This is a genomic window from Nocardia sp. NPDC004711 (assembly GCF_053601595.1).
The window spans coordinates 1-21,190 of the sequence record NZ_JBSGCB010000078.1; the positions used below are offsets into that span (position 1 = coordinate 1).

Sequence of the window (21,190 nt, forward strand, 5' to 3'; positions counted from 1 at the left end):
GCGAAGGGATCCCGGTGCGCTGCTGAGTCTGGCCCGGCAACACTACGGGCATGACCGTGATCGAGCAGGTGACAAACGACGAGGACGTCGCGCTGAGCTACAAGAACCTCCTGGAGGCCGAGCGCGCTTTCCGCACTATGAAGACCACCCTCGACCTGCGGCCGGTCTAGCACTGGCTCGACGACCGCATCGCCGCCCACATACTGCTGTGCTGGCTGGCTCTGCTGCTGATCCGCGTCGCCGAACGCTGCACCGGACAGATATGGCACGCCATCAACCGCGAACTGGGGCGCCTGCACTGTAACCACAGATCACACCCGATATCGCGGCACACTGTCTGCCCACCAGCCGCGAAACTCAGGAACGGGCATCGCAGCGAAATTCATCCACTGAACCAGCCAAACTGCGACCGACAGTAGTTCGCAGGTGCCTGACGCGCTATCATTGCAATCGATTGCCTGTTATGCACGATTTGATCCCCGGAGTGGCCTAACTTGCGCAAAATTTCTCTCGACTCGGTCGATCGGGCGCTCCTCACGCTCATTCAGTCCGATTCGCGGAAGTCTGTTGAAGAGTTCGGCGCTGCGGTCGGGTTGTCTACTTCCGCTGCGCACCGCCGAATCCAGCGCATGCGTGCGAGTCGAGTCATCATCGGAGAGATCGCGTTGATAGACCCGGCCGCTGTCGACCGGCCCATGGTCATGATCGTTTCGTTGAGCGTTGAGCGCGAAGGACGAGAGCATCTGCATACGCTACGTTCGTGGCTCGACGCGGAGCCCGCTGTGCAGCAATGCTGGTACATCAGCGGTGAGGCCGATTTCATTGTTGTGGTCACCGCGCGAGATATGGCTGAGTTCGACGAAATTGTGCAGCGTCTGGTCTCGGAGAACAACAACGTTCGACACTTCCACACCTCGGTAGCGATCTCGACCGTCAAACGTGGCTTGAGTGTCAAAACAGATGGTTGCAGCCAGGATCCACCTGTGGGGTTGTGAGTGGTCTGCGCGCCCGCGGCGCGCGGACCACCGGGTGTGAGGGCGCGGAGTAGCCGCCGGTCTGCCAAGCTTTCCACTGTTGTTCCTGGGCAGGCCACTGCGGGCGGCGCGTGGACGGTGTAGCAGTTGCTTCCGGGCCTGTTCGGCGTGCCAGCCGGCAGGGAGATACCAGAACCGTGGCCGATATTGACGGCCGCCGCCGCGTCGACACCCTCGTCGCCCCGGGCGCCGGCCCAGGCGTGGCACCGAGTCTCGGCCGGGCCCGGAGTGCGCGGCGAACGTGAATACGACTGGGCCTGGGCCACTGTCCCCAATTTCGGTGACCTACCCGCCGGATACACAACAACCCTGCCGGCCCGCCGATCCCTCGATGACCCCGCCGATATCGCCTACTATCTCTGCTTTCACCCCGCCACGATCGAGCGGGAACAGGTCGTGGCCATCGCCGGCGCGAGGTGGGCGGTCGAGGAATGCTTCCACCCCGCCAAGGATCAATGCGGCCCCGACCACTACCAAGTCCGCACATGGTATCCCTGGTACCGCCACATCACCCTGGCCATGCTCGCCCACGCCTTCCTCGCCGTTATACAACTGTCGTGCTAGCCGACTGGTTCGACTCTCGTGGCCATACGCTGCCCGAATCGGTCTAGGTATCGGCGTTCACGGAATTCCCCAGGTTGACCTGGCATTCGTTCACGTAATTCCCCAGCGGGAAGGCGGGCGGACGGTTGGTGTGGTCCTCGCAGGAGTTGGCTGCTCCCATCTGATGAAGGTGATGGGAGCCAGGAATGGCGAGGAGAACGTTCGACGTGGTCGATGTGACCGAAATCTTGATTCACTGTCATGCGGGCAGGTCGCAGAGCCAGATCGCGGAAAGCTCCTTGATCTGAGCATCGAGGGCCAGCACCCCCTCCGCCGAGCGCGCCACAAGCTGGGCGGCAAGGCTTTCCCCGGGCAGCGTCGTGTGCTGGGTGTCGGCTGCATGGACGACAGCAGCGGCCAAAGCCGCAGCTGAACGCACGCCGTGCTTCCGCAGCCACGCGATGATCTGGTCGATGCCCGCTTCCCGCACGGCCGCCGGAGTCTGATACTTGGTCAGCAGCATCAGGGGTCCGCGATTCCCGAGGGTGAGCGCGCCTTGCATGGCGAGGCTGACGGCGAGCAGCCGATCGTGCAGACGGTTCGCCGCACGAGTGCGGTCACCGACCAGGTCTTGCCGTTGGGTGACGAGCATGCGTAGTTCGACGATCAGCTCCTCTTCGGCATGGAGCACCGTGAGGTCTCGGCGCATCCGCGCCTGGTCGGCGATGACGTAGGCGTCCTTCGCGTCGGTCTTGCCCGCACCGCGGTACGAGCGCGTTGCTTGGTTGACCATCACACCGGGCGGGTAGACGATCTGCTGATCGTGCGCGAGCAGCAACGTCACCAGTAGCGCGGACTCGCTGCCGTGAAGGTCGATTGCCCACGTGGTATCGCCTGCCCTCGCCGCGACCTCACCGATCAACTCGAGCAGTGCGGACTCGTCGTTTGCCACGCGCCGCGAAGATCGTTTGTCGCCTTGCTGGTCCACCACCACACAATGATGGTGATGCTTACCGACGTCCACGCCGGCCCATACCCGCTCCAAACCAGATCTCCTCATCGTCACCAGTTCCGCGTCCCGGGACGACCTCGCGGGCAGGACCCTATTCAGCGATGATTCGCAACTCTCAATAAGCAGCCCGGTCGTTGGATGGGTCGGGCGGCCAGCCATCGGGAGCCAGTCACCACCTCCGGGCAGTCCGTTGAAAGCCACACCCGACCCGTCCGGGACATTCGAGCGATCGGCCCGGACGCATAAAACATAGGGTCCGTTGACAGCGTCAGAGGGGCATGCATGCAAATCAAGCCCATGACACTGCAGCGCAATGAAGTTGCATCATGCGGCCATGAATGATAGTCGAATGTTCTCGCGCTTGGTGCGGGCGGAACGCAACAAAATCTCCAATACGAGGAGGATTGCACGATCAGTTCCTGGTCTGGAGCGATAAGATTGTGACGTACATCCTGATGGTGACTAGATATCAACCCTGGTGTGATGGAGGTAATTGTGCAGGCGTTCGAGACGTCGGAATATCGGGCTCGAGTGGACGGCGTGCGGGAGTTGATGGCCGACGCCGAATTGGACGCGTTGCTGGTATTTTCGGAGAGTAATCTCTGTTACCTCACCGGTAACGAGGCAGTAGCCCCGCATGTGGCGCAGGCTGCTCTCATCACGCTGGACGAGGACCCATATCTCATTACACGCGAGATGGAGATCGGAAACGCGGAAGGTTATTGCTGGCTTCCGGAGGAGCGCCTGATCCCCTACGCTGAAAGCTATGTCGCGTCCCCCGATCGGAGTGGATGGGACGGGATCGGCGAGATCGTCAAGGCCAAGGTCCCTGCGTCTGCCCGAATCGGTGCAGAGATCTCGGGACCTGGGTTTGGTGCCGGCGGTTTGAATGTGAAGGACTACGCGAGGCTGGTCAAGGCGCTGGGGGTGGAGCAGCTGCATGACGGCGGTGGGTTGGTGTCGAAGCGCAAGCGGGTCAAATCCGAGCGTGAACTGGCCTATATCACCGAGGCGGCGGCGATCGTGGACCGCGCGATGCTTGCCGGTATCGACAAGATCGCCGTCGGTACGCGGCAATGTGACGTCGCCGCCACGATCATGTCAGCGCTGTGCTCGGGGACCGAAAGCATCCCGGGAGGCCCCCCGAAGCGGCCGCCGACAATGCCCGTCGGAAAAATCGCTAACGCACCGCACGTCTTGTGGAACGATGGGGTGTACTCCGCCGGTCAGCAAACCAATTTCGAACTCGCGGCATTCCGGCACCGATACGGTTGTCCGTTGTCGCGGACCGTCTACCTCGGAACGCCGCCAGCGCGCCTGAAAGAGATCCACAACGCCGTCCTCGACGGGTTCCACGCGGCCGTCGACGCTATCCGGCCCGGGGCGGCATGCAGCGATGTCAAGAAGGCCTTCGATGTCGCCTTCCGGCCGCACGGGATTCGGAAGGAGTCTCTCATCGGCTACTCGGTGGGTCTCGACTGGATCGACGGTGGTGCCGCTCTGTCGCCCTATGACAACACCGAGATCGTCACGAATATGGCGTTTCACGTCGTTATCGGGATCTTCGAGCGTAGCGAAGGCTACATCTTCAGTGAGACTTTCCGTGTGACCGATGACGGCACGCAGGCACTATCGAAAGTTCCGCGCATTCTGTTCGAGCTGCCGGCATGAATCACACAGGGAGCGCCAGGGTCCACGGCACGGACGCCAGCCTGCACGAAGATATGCGGTCATGGCGCCGCCATATTCACGCAAACCCCGAACTCAGCTTGGAGGAACACAAGACCACTGCGTTCATCCGGTCACTCCTCGACGAGTTCGAGCTGCCCTACGAGGCCCCGCTCGACACGGCGACGGTCGCCCGTGTGAGGGGTTCGATCCCAGGTCCGGTGCTGGTGGTCAGAGCAGACATCGATGCGCTGCCGATCCAGGAGGAGAACCAGGTCGGCTATGCGTCCACGCGGCCCGGAGTGATGCATGCCTGCGGCCACGACGGCCATACCGCGATCCTGCTGGGCCTCGCGAAGCTGCTGTCCCGGCGTCGCGACGGCCTGCGTGGGGAAATCAGGCTGTTGTTTCAGCCTGCGGAGGAAGCCAACGTCGGTGCAGCAAAGGTAATCGAGACCGGTGTGCTTGACGGCGCAATGGCCGCGGTGGGTCTGCATCTTCGCAGCAAGTTGGCTACCGGGATGATCGGACTGACCGATGGTGCTGTCATGGGCAGTGATGACCGGTTCGATATCACCATCATTGGTGCAGGCGGACATGCCGCCTTTCCACATCAGACGACAGACCCTGTCACGATTGCTGCCGGGCTGGTGTCGCAGTTGCAGACGCTGGTAAGCCGGCGCATCGATCCCCTGTCACCGGCGGTGGTGACTGTGGGGTCGCTGCACGCCGGGGACGCGTACAACGTGATTCCGGAAGAGGCACGGCTCAGTGGCACCGTCCGGTCATTGTCACCGGCAACCCGTGACCTTCTCGAATCCGAACTCGTCGGACTCGCGACCGCCTATACCGCCGCGCACCATGCCAAGGCTGAGGTGACATTCCAGCGAGGGTGTCCACCGGTGATCAATCACACCAGCACCGTCGAGTTCGTGCGGTCCGCCGCCGAAGCCGCCGTCGGAGCTACCCGGGTCATCTCACAGCCGCCGTCTATGGGAGGGGAGGATTTCGCCTTCTACGGTGAGCACGTGCCTTCGGTTTTCGCGTTCATCGGCGCGGGCAACGAGTCGAGCTTTCCCCTCCATCATCCTCGATTCGACATCGATGAGGAGTCACTGGACGTTGGGCTCCGTTTCTTCTACGAAATTGTCCAAAGGTGGACTGACCCGCAAACACCCACCCCCGACTTCCACCTCTAGCCCAGAACATCGCGAGCATGCGCGATGGATAGGTTCTGTGATTTCAGATGGAGCAGATTCGAGCACCACCCCGGATACTCACAAGAACCGTATCGGTATGCAGCTTGGCTGGACTACTCCGCCGGTAAGCGGCATAGCGACGACCTTGCAATGCAACACCACCAAGGATTTTGATCATGACAACCCAATCACCGTTCGATACCGGCCAGTCCAGGCCGGTCCAGTTTCCTCAGGACCGTCAGTGCCCGTTCGACCCGCCGGACGAGTTCAACGAGCTACGAGATACCCAACCGTTGAGCAGACTCCGACTCGAGGACGGTCGCACCGGATGGCTGGTCTCGAGCCACGCGCTTGCTCGCGCCATACTCGGGGATCCGCGTTTCAGCGTCGTTCCCGGCGGTCTCTTTGAGCTGGGTCCGGCGCGGCGGGCTGCTGAAGTCTTGGATGCGATCGAGCACGATACCTCCTTTCCGGACTCAGCTCGCGCGATGGTTCATCGGTATCAAACCGAGGGACGGCTCCTGGAAGCGTTCCAGGAGCCCGAGGTCGTGCAAGCACTACGTGACAACCCGCCGAGCAGATTCGGTTTCTTCCACATGGACGCCCCTGCGCACACCCGACTGCGGCGCGTCCTTGCTGGCCACTTTACGGTGCGCCGCGTCGGCGAGCATCGGGCGCGTATCGAGCAGATCGTCGCCGATCGCCTCGACGCCATGGAGAGACTCGGGCCGCCTGTTGACCTGGTCGAGACATTCGCGAGCCAAATACCATCACAGGTGGTCTCCGCGGTGGTCGGCGTGCCGGAGAACGGTCGTAGTGTGTTCGAGCGACTCAACTCGGCCAGGTTGGGGCTGAGCTCTACTGCTGACGAAGCGGTGGAGGCGGTGAATGAGTATCTGGTGTTCATTCGTGAACTTATCGCTCGTCAGCGTGCACAGCCAGGCGCTGACCTGATCGGTGCGCTGGTTCAGAACGGGGAAATGACTGACGACGAGATCGTTTCCTCTGTGTTCGGGCTGTTGTCCGCGGGCACCGAAACGACCAACAATTCCCTCGGGTACGGTGTCGCCACGCTCCTGCAGGACCGCGCTCGGTGGGACGCCCTCAGGACCGAGGCAACTCCGGTTGGTCAGATCGTCGAAGAGCTGCTGCGTTATACCACGGTCCTCCCCACCGCCCAGATTCGAACCGCTCGGGAGGACGTCGAAGTAGACGGGACGGTGATCAAGGCCTTCGAGACTGTCGTCGTCTCGCTCTCGGCAGCCAATCGCGACCCGCAGATCTTCGCTGAACCGGACCGTATCGATCCGACACGCGCATCAACAACGAAGCATATCGCCTTCGGTTACGGTATCCACCAGTGCCTCGGCCAGCACTTGGGCCGTTTGGAGCTGCAGGTCGCGCTGGCTGGTCTGGCACACCGTTTCCCCACCCTCGACCTTGCTGTACCCGTCGAAGAGATCCCCTGGCGCAACGGTGCCAGGCCGTATGGCCCGGAACGACTTCCGGTGACCTGGTGAGGTGATTCCCGATGAGGGTCGACGCGGACCGCGCTCGCGATGCGTGGGCGCGGGCGACCTGTTCAAGCAGGACGGTCGAGTCCAGTGGCTTGCCCGGGGGGATCTCGCCGTCGTTCGGTGGCGTTGGTGAGGAGGCGACGGCGCGTGAACAGCGCGTTGATCGCGATCGCACCGGTACCGACGACGTGTGTGTCGTGACAGATACGTCGTCCCATATCAATAAGAGTGAAGTTTTAGAAGGAGCCGGCGAAGATGCGGATCGAAGTTGACGAGGAAAAGTGCGTGGGTGGCGGTCAGTGTGTGCTGGCTGCGGCGGAGGTGTTTGATCAGCGCGACGAGGACGGTGTCGTCGTGTTGCTCGATAGGGAGCCGGGTGCGCAGTTGCATGAGGCAGTGCGGGAGGCTGCGATGCTTTGCCCGGCCGCAGCGATTCGGGTTATCGAATGACCGACGGACTCGACCGGGTCGTGGTGGTGGGGGCGTCCGTGGCAGGTGTGACAGCGGTCGAGACGCTGCGCCGTCAGGGTTTCACCGGGTCCATCAGTCTGATCGGTGACGAGACGCATCTGCCGTACGATCGGCCGCCGCTGTCGAAACAGATCCTGAGCGGGACGTGGGGCGCCGAGCGTCTCACCTTCCGAGAAGCCGCCGCCCTCGGCCGCCTGCAGGTGGACATGCGATTGGGCGTCCGTGCGGTCGCGCTCGATCTGGATAAATGCATCATCAAGTTGCAAAATGGTGAACATCTCGGTTATGACGGGCTGATCATTGCGACAGGTGTTGTGCCGCGGCGTCTGTCGGTTGGGCACGACCTGTCGGGAGTGCACGTGCTGCGTACCGTCGACGACGCCTTCGCTCTGCGCACGCATCTGCGCCCGGGTCGGCGCCTGGTAGTGATCGGTGCCGGTTTTCTCGGCTGCGAGGTCGCGGCCGTTGCTCGGAAGGCCGGTCTCGATGTCTGTGTCGTTGATCCGTATCCTGTGCCTATGCTGCGCCAGCTCGGTGACGACGTGGGCCGACAGGTGGCCAACCTGCATCGTGACCATGGCGTCGACGTTCGTGCTGGTGAGACCGTCAGTCGTCTACTCGGCGACGGCGCTGTGGCGGGGGTGGAGCTCGCGACCGGAGAGGTCCTGCCTGCTGATCTCGTTCTCGTTGCGATCGGCTCAGTTCCGGCGACTGACTGGCTCACGGGCAGCGACCTTGTACTCAACGACGGCATTGTGTGCGACGCCACGTGTCGTGCCGCGCCCGGTGTCTACGCAGCCGGGGACGTCGCCCGCTGGTGGCACGACACGCTGGGCACGTACGTGAGGGTTGAGCACCGCATGAACGCCACGGAACAAGCTATCGCCGCAGCCACCAACCTTCTCGGCGCTGACTCACCGTTCACACCGGTCCCGTACTTCTGGACCGACCAGTATGACGCGAAAATCCAGGCGTATGGCACCTTCCCGCTAGGTTCCAGGGTCGCAATCGTTGGTGGAGACCTCGACGAACGACGGTTCCTCGCGCACTACATCCATGAGGACCGCATCGCGGCTGTATTGGCATGGAACATGCCGAGAGAGCTTCGAGCTGAACGCACACACATCGGAAAATCTGTCGCTAACCTGCCGCTGTACCGGTGACTGATTGGCTCGAATCTCGGGGTGCTGTCAAAGTGGTGATTTGATGGCATGAGCTGCGGGTTCGGGCGTGTCGCTGGCGCGAGTACAGCATCGACCTAGTGATGATCATGGTTATCGAAGCCTGATCGTCGAAAGCCGTTGCTGTGCCCGCGTTGTCATCATCGCCGGTCGTGGTCGCGGACGCCACCGTGGGGCGGGTAGCCCGGTGTCGGTGAGTGCCGCACCAGAACCGGTTGTTCCTGTCGGTTTCTGGAAGTTCTGGCCGCGGTGCCTGATCCGCGAAAGATTGCCGGTTCGTCGGCCGGAATCGTTGGGAACCGGGACCAGACCGGCCGCGGCAGCGAGGTGGCCGAAGGTGGGGAATGCGCGCAGATCACCCGCCGCGGCCAGCAGCATCGCACCGAGTATCGGGCATCGACTCGATGCTCGCGCCGTCGGGATGCTGGCGGAACAGCTCGATGATCGGCCCGTTAAGGGCAGCGACTGGCGCAGCCGGTCGTTGACGACCATTTTTGCGGGCTTGGGACATTCGGCATGCCACTGCGCTGTCGACGCCGTATATTCTAGCCGGTAAGTGCGCGTGGATGCGTTGCGGCGCAGCTCCGGCGCAACCGTCGACGGTGACCGCCCGCGCCGGCGAGCGATCTCGCGCACGCCCGCGCCCTGCGCACGCCACAACGCGATGTCTGTCAATGGCCATGTGGTAGTGGCTCTGGCACAAAGTTGTTGGTGGCGTTGATGTTCGGGTCAGCCGTCGAGCAGCAGGCGGCGTCGGAGAAGGTCGAAGTTGGCCCTGCCGTACATGGCTTTTTTGACCGCCTTCAGTTTCGTGACAGTTCCCTCGACAGCGCCGCTGCTCCAGGGGAGGGTGAGTCCGTTGCGGACCGCGTCATAGTTCTTGAGTGGCCCGGCGGCGAACCCTTGGAGCTGGGTGACGTCGCTGGTCTGGGCTGCGGCGATCCAGGCGTCGAGGTGCTGGCCGTGTCGGTGACGCAGCATCCCGCTGAAGTCGCTGACCAAGTGATCGACGGTGCGTAGAACCGGGCAGCGGTCCAGAATCCGTGCCAGATCGGCCTTTTCGGATTCGGTGCGGTGGACGGCTGGGCGGATGATCCAGCCGGTGACCTGCCGCGGTTTGGGTGCGGCTATCGGCGTCGCGGTCGGTGGTGTGGTGCCGGCCCGCCAGGTGTGCAGCAGACGGCGCACCTGGCGTTCGCTGCCCTTGTATCCGCGTTCGCGCAGTTCAGCGGCAAGAATCGCGGCGTTCGTGCAGCCTTCCTGCCAGTGCCCGGCCAGGTAGGCGGTGTGCTGGTCGAGCGAGCTGCGGCGTCGGGGCAGTTGGGTCAGCAATTCGTCCGCGTTCGCTGCCAGGGCGTAGCGACGCACCGCCTTTCCGTCGAGGTTGAGCGCCCTGCTGATTGCGGTGGTGCCGATTCCTTTGTCCCACAGCGCATGCACTTCGGCCCACCGCTGACGAGTCTGCTCTGCCCGATACCCACAGACGGCCTTCGGCGGTGGCACGGGCTGGGCGACGGCCTCGGTGGCAGGCTGATCGTGCAAGCACTTGCGGTGGGCGCGTATCACCCGGTCGACTGCGCCGGTGAGGTTGTATAGAGCAGGTGGAAGCGGTCGGCGACCTGGATGGCGTCCGGCGCGCCCCGCCGGGCGCCTTCGGCATACCCGCCCGCACGGTCGCGGCAGATCACCGTGGCACCGGGATGGGCACGCAACCACTCGGCGAACGTGTCGTTCAGCCTGTCCCGCAACAGATCCACCGGCCGATGCGTGTGCATATCGACCAGGACAGAGCCGTAGTCCTTGCCCTTGCGAAAGGCGAAGTCATCGACACCGAGCACAGTTATTGTGCTGGGTTCGGGCACTGGCAACGCTCTGATCAAGCGCAGCAACGTCATTCGCGACACTGCCACGGCCAGGCGGTGCGTCAGCCGCTCGCCGGGCCGGCCGCCCAGTGACAATGCAATCCGCTCCAGCGCGCCGCGCAGCAGCGGAGTTCGCCGGGTGTGGGCGGCGGTCAGACCCGGGACCTGCTCGGCGAATGTGGTGCGGGCGCAGTCGGGGTTGCGGCAGTACAACCTGCGCACCTGCAAGCCGATCAGCGTCTCGGACCCACCGACCGCGGCATCGGACAGACACCGCTGGTAGCGGCTGTGCACACGGTCCGACCACACGGTGCAGTTCGGACACAGCGCGCCTCGGGTCCTGATACTGGCGTAGATCCGCAACGTCGGCCCGTGGCGGTCGACCTGCTCGATGCTCAGGTCGGCCAGATGCGGCAACAATACCTTCGGATCAAGATCAGCACACCGGGATCATGATCGACCACTACCTTCGCGGCTCCACATTGCCAGGGCACCAACAACTTTGTGCCAGAGCCACTTTTTCATGGCCACGGACAATGTCCTCACGCTCACCCGACGACAGATACCGGCCCGAAACTATCGGAGCCAGACCAGGATTCACGCCGCCAGCATGACGGAACCACCGGAATCCGACCGGCGAGGACACCCCCGCCTCGGCTGCGGCGTCCTCTGTCATCGCACCACGAGCGAGCGCCGCCCAGAACCGGACACGATCCTCACGCCACGCCACGCCACCGTCGGCCGGCCCGGGGAAGCCATCTGGCCCCGATACTCACGAGCCCTCTTCTGCCTCTGCAGATTGGGGATCTTGCGTTCCCGCACCGGAAGTAGCCGAAACGAACCCTCTTTGGGACTGGCTCGTAGGTCATCCAGGAACTCCGGAACCCCGATTTGTTCCTCGACGTCGGTGACGGTCATGCCGTCAACGCCGGGAGCGCGGGCTCCATGGTTGCCCGCGACCCGGTCGAACGCCACGATCAGCGTTGCCGGGTCGTGTACCAGGTTGAACACGTCATCGAACCGGCGACCGGGATCGGCCGCCGCCCAACGGTGAAGCTTGGCCTGCATCTCCGATACCCGCCGGCGCGGCCCCGCAGGGTCTTCCGGCAAGGCGTCACCATTCGGTGACGCATCTTTCGGCATTACAGTCTCCGCCTTTCTCGAAAACCGCTGTCGCCCTTCGCCATGTGACCGGCTCTCCCGGCCTCGGACTGACTGGGCTCCGCCCCACCCGACCCGTTCGACGGTCGGTGCGTCTATCCCCGACCGGTGCAACAGGAGTGCACATCGCCCGAGGAACCTGACCGAGTGGTTCCCGTGTTCACTGTGATTCGCTCGACGAAGTAGGAGCCCAGCTGTGTCCCTGCGGCATCGCCACGAGTACGCCGTAGACCTTCCTCGTGGCCTCCCGACCGGCTTCGGTAAACCGACCAAGGAGCTCCCCGACCACCCGAAAGCGGCGGGTACGCACCGCGTCCTGCCCGTATCCGCCAGGTTCGAGCAGGTGGCGCATGGAGGGACGTAACAACGCCGGTTCCTCGCGTACTCCTGTTCGTCCCGCTTGCCGGACCCGCACCATCTGGCAGTACTGGCCACGTCCCGGCGTTGTCGGGGCTGCTCCCACCCTCCCCGGCACCACCCGGATCAGGCTGCCCTCAGCTCCACCGACCTGCTACGACAGGACGGCGGCGAAGGTCTCTCACCTCCACTCGAATCACAGCGCCTCACGGCGCAAACCGTAAGTGCGCCAGAACCGTTATCTGGACAGACCCCATCCGGTTCCAGCCCGGCAACGGCCTGGGGCGGAAAAGGCCGGCACCGCGAGCGGTTAGCTGACGCTTCAGGTGAGGACCGGCGCGAGGCCGCCCGTTCCCGGCTGGCCCACCTGGGGCACCGCCGGTGGCGGGGGTACTGGAGCAGAGAGATCGACCACACTCTGGCGGATGTGGTTGTGGTCGACAAATCAGCGGCTGCCGGTCGACCGCCCGTATGTGGGGCCGCAGCGATTAGGCGACGATGACGCCCACGGCAAGTGACAGTTCACGGGAGTCGCCGAGGTGTCGGCGGTAACCCGGCCGATGGAGTGGCACCGTCGGTGACCGGAGGCGCCGCAATGTTGATGGGGCCGGGTAGGCCGAGTTGGTTGGCGACTTGGTTCAGTGATAGACGGCGGATTCGGTCGTAGAGATCGTAAGGGTCGTGGAGAGCCCGGTTGAGGACGCCTTCCATCCACGCGGCGTCGATAGCCGTGCGCGTCCGACTGGTGTCTTTGTGCCCGTCGCTGGTGAGATTGGACTGGAAGATTCCCGCTGCGGACTTGGGGAGAAAGTCCTCGTAGACGATCGGCGTGGCGATCACCCAGCCGTGGTCTATCAGATCGGCCAGAACGCGGCTCGGAGCGTGACCGTTGGATCGTCTGTGCGGGTTGGCATTATAGGTGAAGTAGGCCAAATCGTGTAGCACTAGATCGTGTTCGGTAGCGGGCGCCCTTTGGCTCCATAGGTCTGCCCCGATGTCGTTGCGTTGTGCTGCGTCAGGTGGTGTTGTGACCGCAGCGTCTGCAAGAGCCTGGTCCACTTCGGCGGTGAGCTGGTCGTAGAGGTGGCGCCCGCGGCGGGTAACGGCGATGCCGCGTGCTTCGACCTCGCCGAACCGTACCCGCAGCGTGCCTGTGGTGATGGTGCCATCGGGTTCGCGGAGCGCCCGCGGCTCTGCTAATGCGCGGAACGAGGTTTGGCGCAGCAGCAGCTCAGGTCCGTGCCAGCGCGGCGGGCCCTGGATTGCGTCGATCATCTCGACGCCGCGCGCCTGCATGCGGTTGTAGAGGTCGTCGATATCGAGAACTCGGGGGGTGAGATGGTTGATGTGGGTGCTGGCGACCCCGCCGATGTCGGCTGCCACTGAGGACACCTGTTCGAGTTCGGTATACCAGGCTCGATCGACCGGTTCAGCCGATAGTGCGAATGCCTCAGTGGCCAGCTCCAGGAACCGCTCGGCGTCAGTGCTGTCGAGACTGCGGTAATGCTCGCAACGGTCGGCGAGAGTGAGTAGTTCGTCGGGGAACAGGATGCGCCGTGCCAGGAACGCCTCCAGCCGCTGTTGCAGATCGGCGTTGAAGAAGCGGCGGTCCGAGGGGACCAGCAGCGAGGTGAACACCCGAAATGGGTTGCGCGCCAGTTCGTCGGAGTCGATCGGCCGGAACGCGGTCGACACCACTGGGACCGAGCTGGCGGCAGCCTCGCGCAGGTCGTAGAACCCGACCGGATACATTCCCATCGCCGCGAAGATTGCCGCGACCTGTCTCATCTCCTGTGGCGTGCCCACGCGGATCGCGCCGTGGCGTTCGGCGGTTACCCGGGCAATGGTGCCCAGCCGCTCGGCACCGGCACCAGAGGCCGCCAGCACGGAGTTGTTCACATCATGCGAGACCTCGACCAGTGTCGTGTAGGCGGGCACTTCCCGCCCGTAAAGGTGTGACAAGCGGCGGGCGAACTCGGCACGCAACTCCCATTGCGGGATGATGGGCATGACGGTCTACTCCATGATCGAATGACGGCTTCGGACGCGGTCGCGGCGGAGCGCATACCGTGGTGCCGGTCCGATAGCCCCGATCGCGGCGCGGTAGCGCTCTCACTGAGGTCCGCGTATCGAATCGTCCCGCCACAAACCGGATAGAACAAGCGATAGTTCATAGCAATCATCGTTTAGTATCTCTATATGAACCTAAGCCTGGGGCATCTGGCTACACTGCGGGAGCTGTCACAGTCGGGAACGATGACGGCGGCTGCTCAGAAGCTGGGCTACACTCCCGGAGCTGTCTCCCAGCAGATCGCCGCGTTGGAGAAAACAGTTGACGCACAACTGATCACACGAACGGGTCGGCGAGTGGTATTGACCGACGCAGGTGTGGTGCTCGCCGAGCACGCCGGTCGGCTTCTAAGCGCCGAGCAGCAGGCACTCGACGCGGTGCAGTCGGTGCAGTCGGAGGTGGCCGGGCCGCTGTTGCTCGGCACCTTCGGCAGCACCGCCGCCGCGTTGTTACCGCCGGTGGTGGCCGCGTCGCGCGAGCGTTATCCCGAACTCGCGCTGAGCAGCCAGGAACTCGACGTCGACGAGGTCGTCGCCGCGGTGCGCCGCCGCGAGGTCGACCTCGCGATAGGACTCGACTATCCGAACACACCGATGCCACGCGATCCCGATGTCGACGTGATCACCGTGCGCACCGAACGGTTGGGACTCGCAGTGGCCGCCCGGTCTTGCGGCATACCTTCCGACACGTGCGTGGATCTCCGCGAGGCCGCGGGCTGGGAGTGGATCATGCCGCCGGATACAACGCCGTTCGGCCGCTCTTTGCGTACGGCATGTCGGCAAGAAGGGTTCGAACCCGTGGTGCGGCACGAGGTCGCCGACGCCGCAGTCGCCCTCACCTTGGCCAGCCGGGGACTGGGCGCTGCCTTTGTCACCGACATGATGGCTGCTTTGAACCCTTCGGTGCCAATCGTGCGCCTCGGGCTCCATCAGACGATCACCCGCCACATCGTGCTGATCCGTCGCACCGGCTCCGACCTCCGCCCCGCAGTCCGCGCCGTCACGGCTATCACCCGCGCCATTGTCGACTCGAATAGCGCCACCTCGCAGCCGATCTGACCTGCCCGACCCCCGAAGCAGGGGATAGCCGAACGAAACTGCACTCTCCTGTCCTGGGCTAGCTACTTGCCCTTGAAATAGTCGGTTCGAGGGGTTGGGGGAGCAGGGCGGATCGCTGGTTGGTTTGTGGGTCCTGTGGTTTCGGGCCTGCGGCGGTCGCGGGGTCCGTTCACTGGGTGATCACGGTCATCCGCTGGAGGTTGTAGGCGAAGATGCCCAGTGCCGCTGCGTTGCAGCTCGATGTGACGCACGCCGAGTTCTGCCAGGGCTTTGTCGTTGGCGGCGGTGCCGAAGCCGTGGTCGGCGATCACGGTGGCCGGGACGCGGCCGGTCGCTGTGATGATCTGCTCGATGGCGGGAGCTGTCGTGCGTCGTTCGGGTTGCCGTTGTGGACCTGGTGGAACGGGATGAGACCGCGGTTGTCTTCGGCGATCAGTGTGGTGTAACCGAATTGGGTCGGGTGCTGGGGTTTGCCCTTGCGGATCGGGCGCGTGTCCGGGTCGGCCAGCGACACCATCGGGTCGGGGATGACGCGGTTGCCCGCCAGCTGCTGCGCGGTCTGGGCGAGCAGCCGCTGGGTGCCGGTCACGGTGTCCTCCAGTTCGGTGAGCAGCCGCTGCAGTCGGCGGGACGGGCGATGGGCCAGGATCGGGTGGGCATTGCGTGTCACCGCGGCCACCTCGGTGACCGTGGCAGTCGCGATGTCGGCGATTTCACCAGTGAGCCTGTCGATCTCGCCCAGTGCCTGGCCTGTGCGGCGGCGCAGCGTGCGGCTGATCTGCCTGATCCGCCGCCCCGTCGAGCGGCTGCGGTCGCGGAACACTGTCCGCGACGCGGCGCCGGCCGCCTTGATCCGCCGCACCAGCCCGTCCAGCTTGCCGACACCGTGGTCGAACAGGTCAGCGTCGGTGGGGTGGTCGATGTCGGCTTCCACCACCGTGGTGTCGATGCGCAGCTTGCGGGCCCGCAAGACCTTGTCTTCGGTCAGTTTGCCCACCAACGCGGTATTGAAGTGCTCGAACACCTCCGGCCCGGCCCGCCCGGATCAGCTTGATCAGCGTGGTCGGATGCGGCACACGGGAATCGGGCGGGATCCGGCACAACCGCCGCCAGGTGATCGAATCAGCCACCCCACGGCACAGCGTCTCGTATCCGAACTGGTAGCGGTGCCCGAGATACAGCAGTCGCAACAGCGTATCGACCGGCACCGACGCCCCGCCCCAGCCGAGCGTCGAACATCCCACGCCACGGCGCGATGAACCGTTCGTCGTCGAGATAGGCGTCGATACGGGCCAGCTCATCGGGAAGCCGGACCATCTCCGGCGCCAGCACCGCATCCCACAACGAGATCTGCTGATCGGCGACCCGCAACATCGACCGGCCCTACCTCCACGAGAACGACACCGATGCCATTCTCGCAGCGAAACACCAACTGCCGCAGACAATTACAGCAATCAGGCACCAGCTACTCGCCATACCTTTTCAAGGGCAAGTAGCTAGTCCTACGTCCTATCGGGCGGTAAGCGCCGGTCACGATGGTCGATGGCTGTGTTGTCCTCGAGTGCGGCGGCGAGGAGTTGCGCTAGGTGCGTGCCCTGGCGTCCGGTTAGGTCGGTCAGTTGGGTGCGGCATGAGTATCCGTCGGCGAGGATTACCGTCTGCGGAGCGGCAGACGCCACTGCAGGTAGCAGTTGTTGCTGGGCCACGGCGGCCGACACCTCGTAGTGCCCCTTCTCGACACCGAAGTTCCCCGCCAGCCCGCAGCATCCGCCCAGGCGCTGCACCTGGGCCCCGGCCTGGGTGAGTAGCGTCGCGTCGGTGTGCCATCCCATCACCGCGTGGTGGTGACAGTGTGGTTGCGCTACAACAGATGTGCCGGTCAGTGGGGGTGGTTCCCAGCTACGCGTGACCAGCAGTTCGGCCAGTGTGTGTGTGGCCTGCGCGACTTTTCCCGCTGCCCGGGTGCCAAGCAGGTCGGTGGCGTCCGAACGCAATACGCCAGTGCAGGACGGTTCCAGCCCGACGATGGGGATGCCTGCTTCGGCGGCGGCTGCCAGGGTGCCGACGGTTCGTCCGAGGATCCGTCGAGCCGCCGTGAGCTGTCCGGTGGTGATCCAGGTCAGGGCACAGCAGTGCTGCTTGCTGGTGAGTTGTGGGCGGTAGCCAGCGGCTTCGAGTACCCGGACTGCAGCTTGTCCGATTTCAGGGGTGAAATAGTTGGTGAACGAGTCGATGAACACCAGCACTGGATCACCGGAGGCGGCGCGGTCGCCGGCGGTGCGGGCGAACCATGACCGGAATGTCTTAGGCGCGAACGGCGGCATCGTGCGGCGGGGGTCGACGCCCGCGGCCGACAACGCGACCCGGCTTACCCCTGGCAGGTGTGTCGCCGCGTTGGCAAGGCGAGGGGCATGGCTGGCCAGGCGCGCCCACCGCGGCAACCACCCCAGGGCGTAGTGGGAGCGGGGGCGTAGTCGGCCGCGGTAGCTCTGGTGCAGTACTTCGGATTTGTAGGTGGCCATGTCGACGCCGGTGGGGCAGTCGGAGGCGCAGCCCTTGCAGGACAGGCACAGATCCAGCGCCTGGTGTACCTCCGGCGACCGCCAGCCTTTGTTAACGGCTGTGCCGTTGATCATTTCCTGCAGTACCCGGGCCCGGCCTCGTGTGGAATCTTTCTCTTCCCGTGTGGCCTGATACGACGGGCACATCACCCCACCGTTGGCGGCGTTGTCTGCACGGCACTTGCCCACTCCGGTGCAGCGATGCACCGCCTGTGTGAGGTCCCCCCCGTCCTGAGCGTAGGCGAACGCCAGGCCGTCATGGATACTGCGGGCCGCGGGGATCCGCAGATCGGCGTCGACAGGTCGTGGATCGACCAGGATTCCAGGGTTGAGGATGTTGTCGGGGTCGAAGACATGCTTGACGGCTCCGAACAGCCGTATCGCCTCGGGCGAATACATCAAAGGCAGCAGCTCGCTGCGGGCGCGTCCGTCCCCGTGCTCGCCCGACAGCGAGCCACCATAGTCGGCGACGAGCGTGGCAGCAGCAACCAGGAACTCACGAAAGGCGGCGCTGCCGCCGGGTCTGTCGAGCGGGACGTCGAGGCGGATGTGCAGGCAGCCCTCACCGAAATGGCCGTACGGTAGCCCGGTCACACCGAAGTCCGTCATCAGTGCTTCGAAGTCACGCAGGTAACTGCCCATCCTTTCTGGTGGGACGGCGGCGTCTTCCCATCCAGCATGCGCGGGTAGCCCGGCCGGGCTGCGTCCCGCCAGTCCTGCGCCATCGGCGCGGATACGCCACAGCTGAGCCGCTCGCCCTGCGTCGGTGACCACGAGACTGTCAATCGACCCGCACGAGACACCCACTCGGCGCGCCTGCGCCATCACCTCATCCAGGTCCTCGCCTGCGACTTCGACGAACAACCACGCCGCCCCATCCGGCAGCGGCGGAACTGCAGCCGGTCCACGTCGCTCGCGGACCACATCAACGATGCGGGAATCGATGCCTTCGCACGCGGATGGCCCGAACTTCAACACCCCCGGTGTCGCGTCGCCAGCCGCGGCGATATCGGAATATCCCAGCACCACCAGCACCCGGTAGGCGGGTTCGGACACCAGCCGCACCGTCGCCTGTGTGGTCACTGCAAGCGTGCCCTCGCTCCCGACGAGCATGCGCGTGACATCGAACCCGTTCTCCGGCAACAAATGTTCCAACGCATACCCCGACACCTGACGGCCGAACCGCCCCAGCTCGGTACGAATGGTTGCCAAACCACCCCGTGTGACATCACGCAACGCCGACCACGTTGCCGATCCCGTACAGTCCTCGGACGGCGCCAGGCGTAGCAGTTCGCCACCGCCGGTCACGACTTCCAGACCGGCTACATTGTCGGAAGTACGGCCGTAACCCAGGCTGCGGGAGCCGCATGCATTGTTGCCGATCATTCCGCCAATTGTGCAGCGGGTGAACGTCGATGGGTCCGGCCCGAACCGTAGCCCGTACGCCTCCGCGGCTTGCTGCAACGCGATCTGAACGGTGCCGGGTTCCACCACCGCTGTCTGCGCTTCCGGGCTGATCGTCACCACCCGATTCATATGCCGGCTGAAGTCGAGCACCACACCCGTCCCGATGGCGTTGCCCGCCACCGACGTGCCAGCACCTCGTGACGTCACCGGCACGCCCTCACGACGGCACACCTCTAGCACCGCTGAGACCTCTTCGGCGTGATGCGGCCGCACCACCACCAACGGCCGCACCCGATACAACGATGCATCCGACGAATACGCCGCCCGCTGGGTGTCATCAGCGAGCACCTCCCTCACACCAGAACGGCTCAACTCATTGGCTAGGAACTCAACCCCGATCATTCGTAGCATGCTACAGCTCGTAGCATGCTACGAATGATCGGTTGTTGCTAGAGTGGGGTCGTGGCAGCTGGTGTGCTCGAACTCGCCCCGTTGCCGTCCTCTACTGGGCGGCGCATGGAACAAGTCATAACCGTCATCCGTGCGGCCATTGACAGCGGCCGCATGCAACCCGGCGTGAGGTACTCGGTGTACCAACTCGCAGAGGTCCTCGGCGTCTCACGTACCCCCGTCCGCGAGGCCTTGCTCCGACTCGAAGGAGCCGGACTCATCGCTTTCGAAGCTCGCCAGGGCTTCCGCATCGTTCTCCCGCAACCCCAGGAGATCGCTGAGATCTTCGCCGTGCGGCTCGCCCTAGAACTGCCCGCCGTCCGCAAGGCGGCCACACTGGCCGGTCCGGAACTCGCCCGCACTCTCAACGGACAGCGGCACCTGATGCACATTGCCGCAGCCGCAGCCGATGAGGCCGTCTTTGCCCACCACGATCTCGGGCTCCACGATCTGATCCTCCAAGCCGCTGGCAACAACCGTTCTCGACTCATCGTCAAATCACTGCGCGAAACGACACGGTTGCTCGGTGTCTCCACAGCGGATACAAGTCGCACCCTGCATGACATCGACCGCGAGCACGACCCGATCATCTCCGCGATCCTCGGTCGTGATCCCGCCCGTGCCGAGGCCGCCATGCACGCTCACCTGGTCAACACCGGTAAACTCCTTGTCCGGCAGTCGATCCATCGTGGGCACCACGGACTGTCCGACGAAGAGGTATGGGCAGCTATCGTGAATTGAGCGGCGTCCGGGAACTGCAGCGCAGGGGCGCTGTGATTTTCGTGTCGGTTGGCGCAACGCAGCCGTTTCACGCCGCGGGCCCGCGGTGCCTGATGTCGGCCTGCTCCGGTGCTTCCATGGCGCCAGTGCCCGGCTGGGACTGTTCGCTAAGAGTTTGTCAGCTGATACATGGTCGAAACGTCGGCCCCGCGAAGCCGATTGGGAGAGAATCTAGTTGGTCTAAACCACTCCCTGGGGGAATGAAGGTGTAGTCGAGCCGTCGTCCGGCGGAAAGGAAATAGAAATCGTCGCCGAAGAATCGGGTCGCCCTTGCGCTGCGGGATCGAGACCGGGGTGACCTCGTCGGTGAACAGGCCGTTGTTCCAGGCGGCCGCGGCCTTCCGGTGCGAGGCGGCGGCGAAGGCGTCCTGCTCCTCGCGGCTGATGGCGTCGGCGTCGTTGCGCTGCTCGGTGAGCGCGCCCATGGCCTGATCGGTGAAGATGTCGTGCAGGCCGTCGTAGGCCATGCTGTCGCGCAGGGTGACCTCGCCGTACTTGTAGCCCTCGCGGCTGCGCTCCAGCAGGTGCGGGGCGTTGGTCATGGACTCCTGGCCGCCGGCCACCACGATCTCGTACTCGCCGGCCCGAATCAGCTGGTCCGCCAGCGCAATTGCATTGATACCGGACAGGCACACCTTGTTGACGGTGAGCGCCGGGACATCCATCGGAATACCGGCGGCGACCGCGGCCTGCCGGGCCGGGATCTGGCCCGCGCCCGCGGTGAGCACCTGGCCCATGATCACGTAGTCGACCTGGCCGGGCGCCACCCCGCCCCTCTCCAGCGCCGCGGTGATGGCGAACCCGCCCAGACCGCCAGGCGTCTCGATCTCCTCGATCGACAGCACATCCGCGACAGGA

15 protein-coding genes and 5 pseudogenes are annotated in these 21,190 nt (G+C 64.4%); 10 read left to right on the forward strand and 10 right to left on the reverse strand.

Annotated elements, in window-relative coordinates; genetic code table 11:
- Window positions 1-80 precede the first annotated feature (80 nt).
- From ACWEKS_RS43560 to ACWEKS_RS43570, 3 genes and pseudogenes are all read left to right on the forward strand, one after another.
- Window positions 81-299 (forward strand): annotated as a pseudogene (locus ACWEKS_RS43560) (IS1634 family transposase); the annotation flags it as partial.
- 195 nt (window positions 300-494) lie between these two features.
- Window positions 495-995, forward strand: a complete 501-nt coding sequence (locus ACWEKS_RS43565; protein ID WP_452345581.1) for an Lrp/AsnC family transcriptional regulator — start codon at window positions 495-497, stop codon at window positions 993-995.
- A gap of 267 nt (window positions 996-1,262) precedes the next feature.
- Entirely contained in the window at window positions 1,263-1,598 is a 336-nt protein-coding gene (locus ACWEKS_RS43570) for a hypothetical protein (protein ID WP_452345582.1), read from the forward strand.
- A 238-nt stretch (window positions 1,599-1,836) separates the two neighbouring features.
- On the opposite strand, the gene ACWEKS_RS43575 is transcribed toward ACWEKS_RS43570, so the two are convergent.
- A complete protein-coding gene (locus ACWEKS_RS43575) occupies window positions 1,837-2,748 on the reverse strand; it encodes an IS110 family transposase (protein ID WP_452345602.1) in 912 nt (303 codons plus the stop codon).
- A 336-nt stretch (window positions 2,749-3,084) separates the two neighbouring features.
- Here ACWEKS_RS43575 and ACWEKS_RS43580 point away from each other — a divergent pair, with 336 nt between their 5' ends.
- From ACWEKS_RS43580 to ACWEKS_RS43600, 5 genes are all read left to right on the forward strand, one after another.
- Window positions 3,085-4,260, forward strand: coding sequence for a M24 family metallopeptidase (locus ACWEKS_RS43580; protein ID WP_452345583.1), 1,176 nt, complete (start codon window positions 3,085-3,087; stop codon window positions 4,258-4,260).
- A complete protein-coding gene (locus tag ACWEKS_RS43585; RefSeq protein ID WP_452345584.1) occupies window positions 4,257-5,456 on the forward strand; it encodes a M20 metallopeptidase family protein in 1,200 nt (399 codons plus the stop codon). The genes ACWEKS_RS43580 and ACWEKS_RS43585 overlap by 4 nt, the downstream gene beginning before the upstream one ends.
- Window positions 5,457-5,632: 176 nt before the next feature.
- The gene (locus ACWEKS_RS43590; protein ID WP_452345585.1) at window positions 5,633-6,976 is read left to right on the forward strand and encodes a cytochrome P450; all 1,344 of its coding nucleotides are present in this window, start codon (window positions 5,633-5,635) and stop codon (window positions 6,974-6,976) included.
- Between the two features lie 252 nt (window positions 6,977-7,228).
- Window positions 7,229-7,423, forward strand: coding sequence for a ferredoxin (locus tag ACWEKS_RS43595; protein ID WP_452345586.1), 195 nt, complete (start codon window positions 7,229-7,231; stop codon window positions 7,421-7,423).
- Entirely contained in the window at window positions 7,420-8,607 is a 1,188-nt protein-coding gene (locus ACWEKS_RS43600; RefSeq protein WP_452345587.1) for an NAD(P)/FAD-dependent oxidoreductase, read from the forward strand. Before ACWEKS_RS43595 ends, ACWEKS_RS43600 begins: the two co-directional genes overlap by 4 nt.
- Before the next feature lie 111 nt (window positions 8,608-8,718).
- Here ACWEKS_RS43600 and ACWEKS_RS43605 read toward each other — a convergent pair whose 3' ends face one another.
- The 6 genes and pseudogenes from ACWEKS_RS43605 to hglS form a co-directional block, all read right to left on the reverse strand.
- Window positions 8,719-9,117 carry a transposase gene (locus ACWEKS_RS43605; RefSeq protein WP_452345603.1) on the reverse strand — a complete coding sequence of 133 codons (399 nt, stop codon included), beginning with the start codon at window positions 9,115-9,117 and terminating at the stop codon, window positions 8,719-8,721.
- Window positions 9,091-9,294, reverse strand: a pseudogene (locus ACWEKS_RS43610) (helix-turn-helix domain-containing protein); the annotation flags it as partial. The pseudogene ACWEKS_RS43610 and the gene ACWEKS_RS43605, both read right to left, overlap by 27 nt.
- A 60-nt stretch (window positions 9,295-9,354) precedes the next feature.
- The gene (locus ACWEKS_RS43615) at window positions 9,355-10,167 is read right to left on the reverse strand and encodes a transposase (RefSeq protein ID WP_452345588.1); all 813 of its coding nucleotides are present in this window, start codon (window positions 10,165-10,167) and stop codon (window positions 9,355-9,357) included.
- Window positions 10,168-10,187: 20 nt separating this feature from the next.
- On the reverse strand, window positions 10,188-10,904 hold the full coding sequence (locus ACWEKS_RS43620; protein WP_452345589.1) for an ISL3 family transposase: 717 nt from the start codon (window positions 10,902-10,904) through the stop codon (window positions 10,188-10,190).
- Window positions 10,905-11,022: 118 nt separating this feature from the next.
- Window positions 11,023-11,246: pseudogene (locus ACWEKS_RS43625) on the reverse strand (IS30 family transposase); the annotation flags it as partial.
- A gap of 1,281 nt (window positions 11,247-12,527) precedes the next feature.
- Window positions 12,528-14,015, reverse strand: coding sequence for a 2-oxoadipate dioxygenase/decarboxylase (gene hglS / locus ACWEKS_RS43630; protein ID WP_452345590.1), 1,488 nt, complete (start codon window positions 14,013-14,015; stop codon window positions 12,528-12,530).
- A 189-nt stretch (window positions 14,016-14,204) separates the two neighbouring features.
- Here hglS and ACWEKS_RS43635 point away from each other — a divergent pair, with 189 nt between their 5' ends.
- Window positions 14,205-15,134 carry a LysR family transcriptional regulator gene (locus tag ACWEKS_RS43635; protein ID WP_452345591.1) on the forward strand — a complete coding sequence of 310 codons (930 nt, stop codon included), beginning with the start codon at window positions 14,205-14,207 and terminating at the stop codon, window positions 15,132-15,134.
- A gap of 221 nt (window positions 15,135-15,355) precedes the next feature.
- Here ACWEKS_RS43635 and ACWEKS_RS43640 read toward each other — a convergent pair.
- Window positions 15,356-16,508 (reverse strand): annotated as a pseudogene (locus ACWEKS_RS43640) (transposase); the annotation flags it as partial.
- A 128-nt stretch (window positions 16,509-16,636) separates the two neighbouring features.
- Window positions 16,637-19,513, reverse strand: coding sequence for an FAD-binding and (Fe-S)-binding domain-containing protein (locus ACWEKS_RS43645; protein WP_452345592.1), 2,877 nt, complete (start codon window positions 19,511-19,513; stop codon window positions 16,637-16,639).
- A 51-nt stretch (window positions 19,514-19,564) separates the two neighbouring features.
- On the opposite strand from ACWEKS_RS43645, the gene ACWEKS_RS43650 reads away from it, so the two are divergent.
- On the forward strand, window positions 19,565-20,293 hold the full coding sequence (locus tag ACWEKS_RS43650) for a GntR family transcriptional regulator (RefSeq protein ID WP_452345593.1): 729 nt from the start codon (window positions 19,565-19,567) through the stop codon (window positions 20,291-20,293).
- A 293-nt stretch (window positions 20,294-20,586) separates the two neighbouring features.
- Here the strand turns inward: ACWEKS_RS43650 and ACWEKS_RS43655 are convergent.
- Window positions 20,587-21,177: pseudogene (locus ACWEKS_RS43655) on the reverse strand (thiolase family protein); the annotation flags it as partial.
- Between the last annotated feature and the right edge of the window lie 13 nt (window positions 21,178-21,190).

What these genes read in the sequence shown, in the direction of transcription:
- ACWEKS_RS43575 (WP_452345602.1), bottom strand. Translation starts at nt 2,748, where the DNA reads ATGGCTGGCCGCCCGACCCATCCAACGACCGGGCTGCTTATTGAGAGT.
- ACWEKS_RS43585 (WP_452345584.1), top strand. Translation starts at nt 4,257, where the DNA reads ATGAATCACACAGGGAGCGCCAGGGTCCACGGCACGGACGCCAGCCTG.
- ACWEKS_RS43590 (WP_452345585.1), top strand. Translation starts at nt 5,633, where the DNA reads ATGACAACCCAATCACCGTTCGATACCGGCCAGTCCAGGCCGGTCCAG.
- ACWEKS_RS43595 (WP_452345586.1), top strand. Translation starts at nt 7,229, where the DNA reads ATGCGGATCGAAGTTGACGAGGAAAAGTGCGTGGGTGGCGGTCAGTGT.
- ACWEKS_RS43600 (WP_452345587.1), top strand. Translation starts at nt 7,420, where the DNA reads ATGACCGACGGACTCGACCGGGTCGTGGTGGTGGGGGCGTCCGTGGCA.
- ACWEKS_RS43605 (WP_452345603.1), bottom strand. Translation starts at nt 9,117, where the DNA reads ATGGTCGTCAACGACCGGCTGCGCCAGTCGCTGCCCTTAACGGGCCGA.
- hglS (WP_452345590.1), bottom strand. Translation starts at nt 14,015, where the DNA reads ATGCCCATCATCCCGCAATGGGAGTTGCGTGCCGAGTTCGCCCGCCGC.
- ACWEKS_RS43635 (WP_452345591.1), top strand. Translation starts at nt 14,205, where the DNA reads ATGAACCTAAGCCTGGGGCATCTGGCTACACTGCGGGAGCTGTCACAG.
- ACWEKS_RS43645 (WP_452345592.1), bottom strand. Translation starts at nt 19,513, where the DNA reads ATGCTACGAATGATCGGGGTTGAGTTCCTAGCCAATGAGTTGAGCCGT.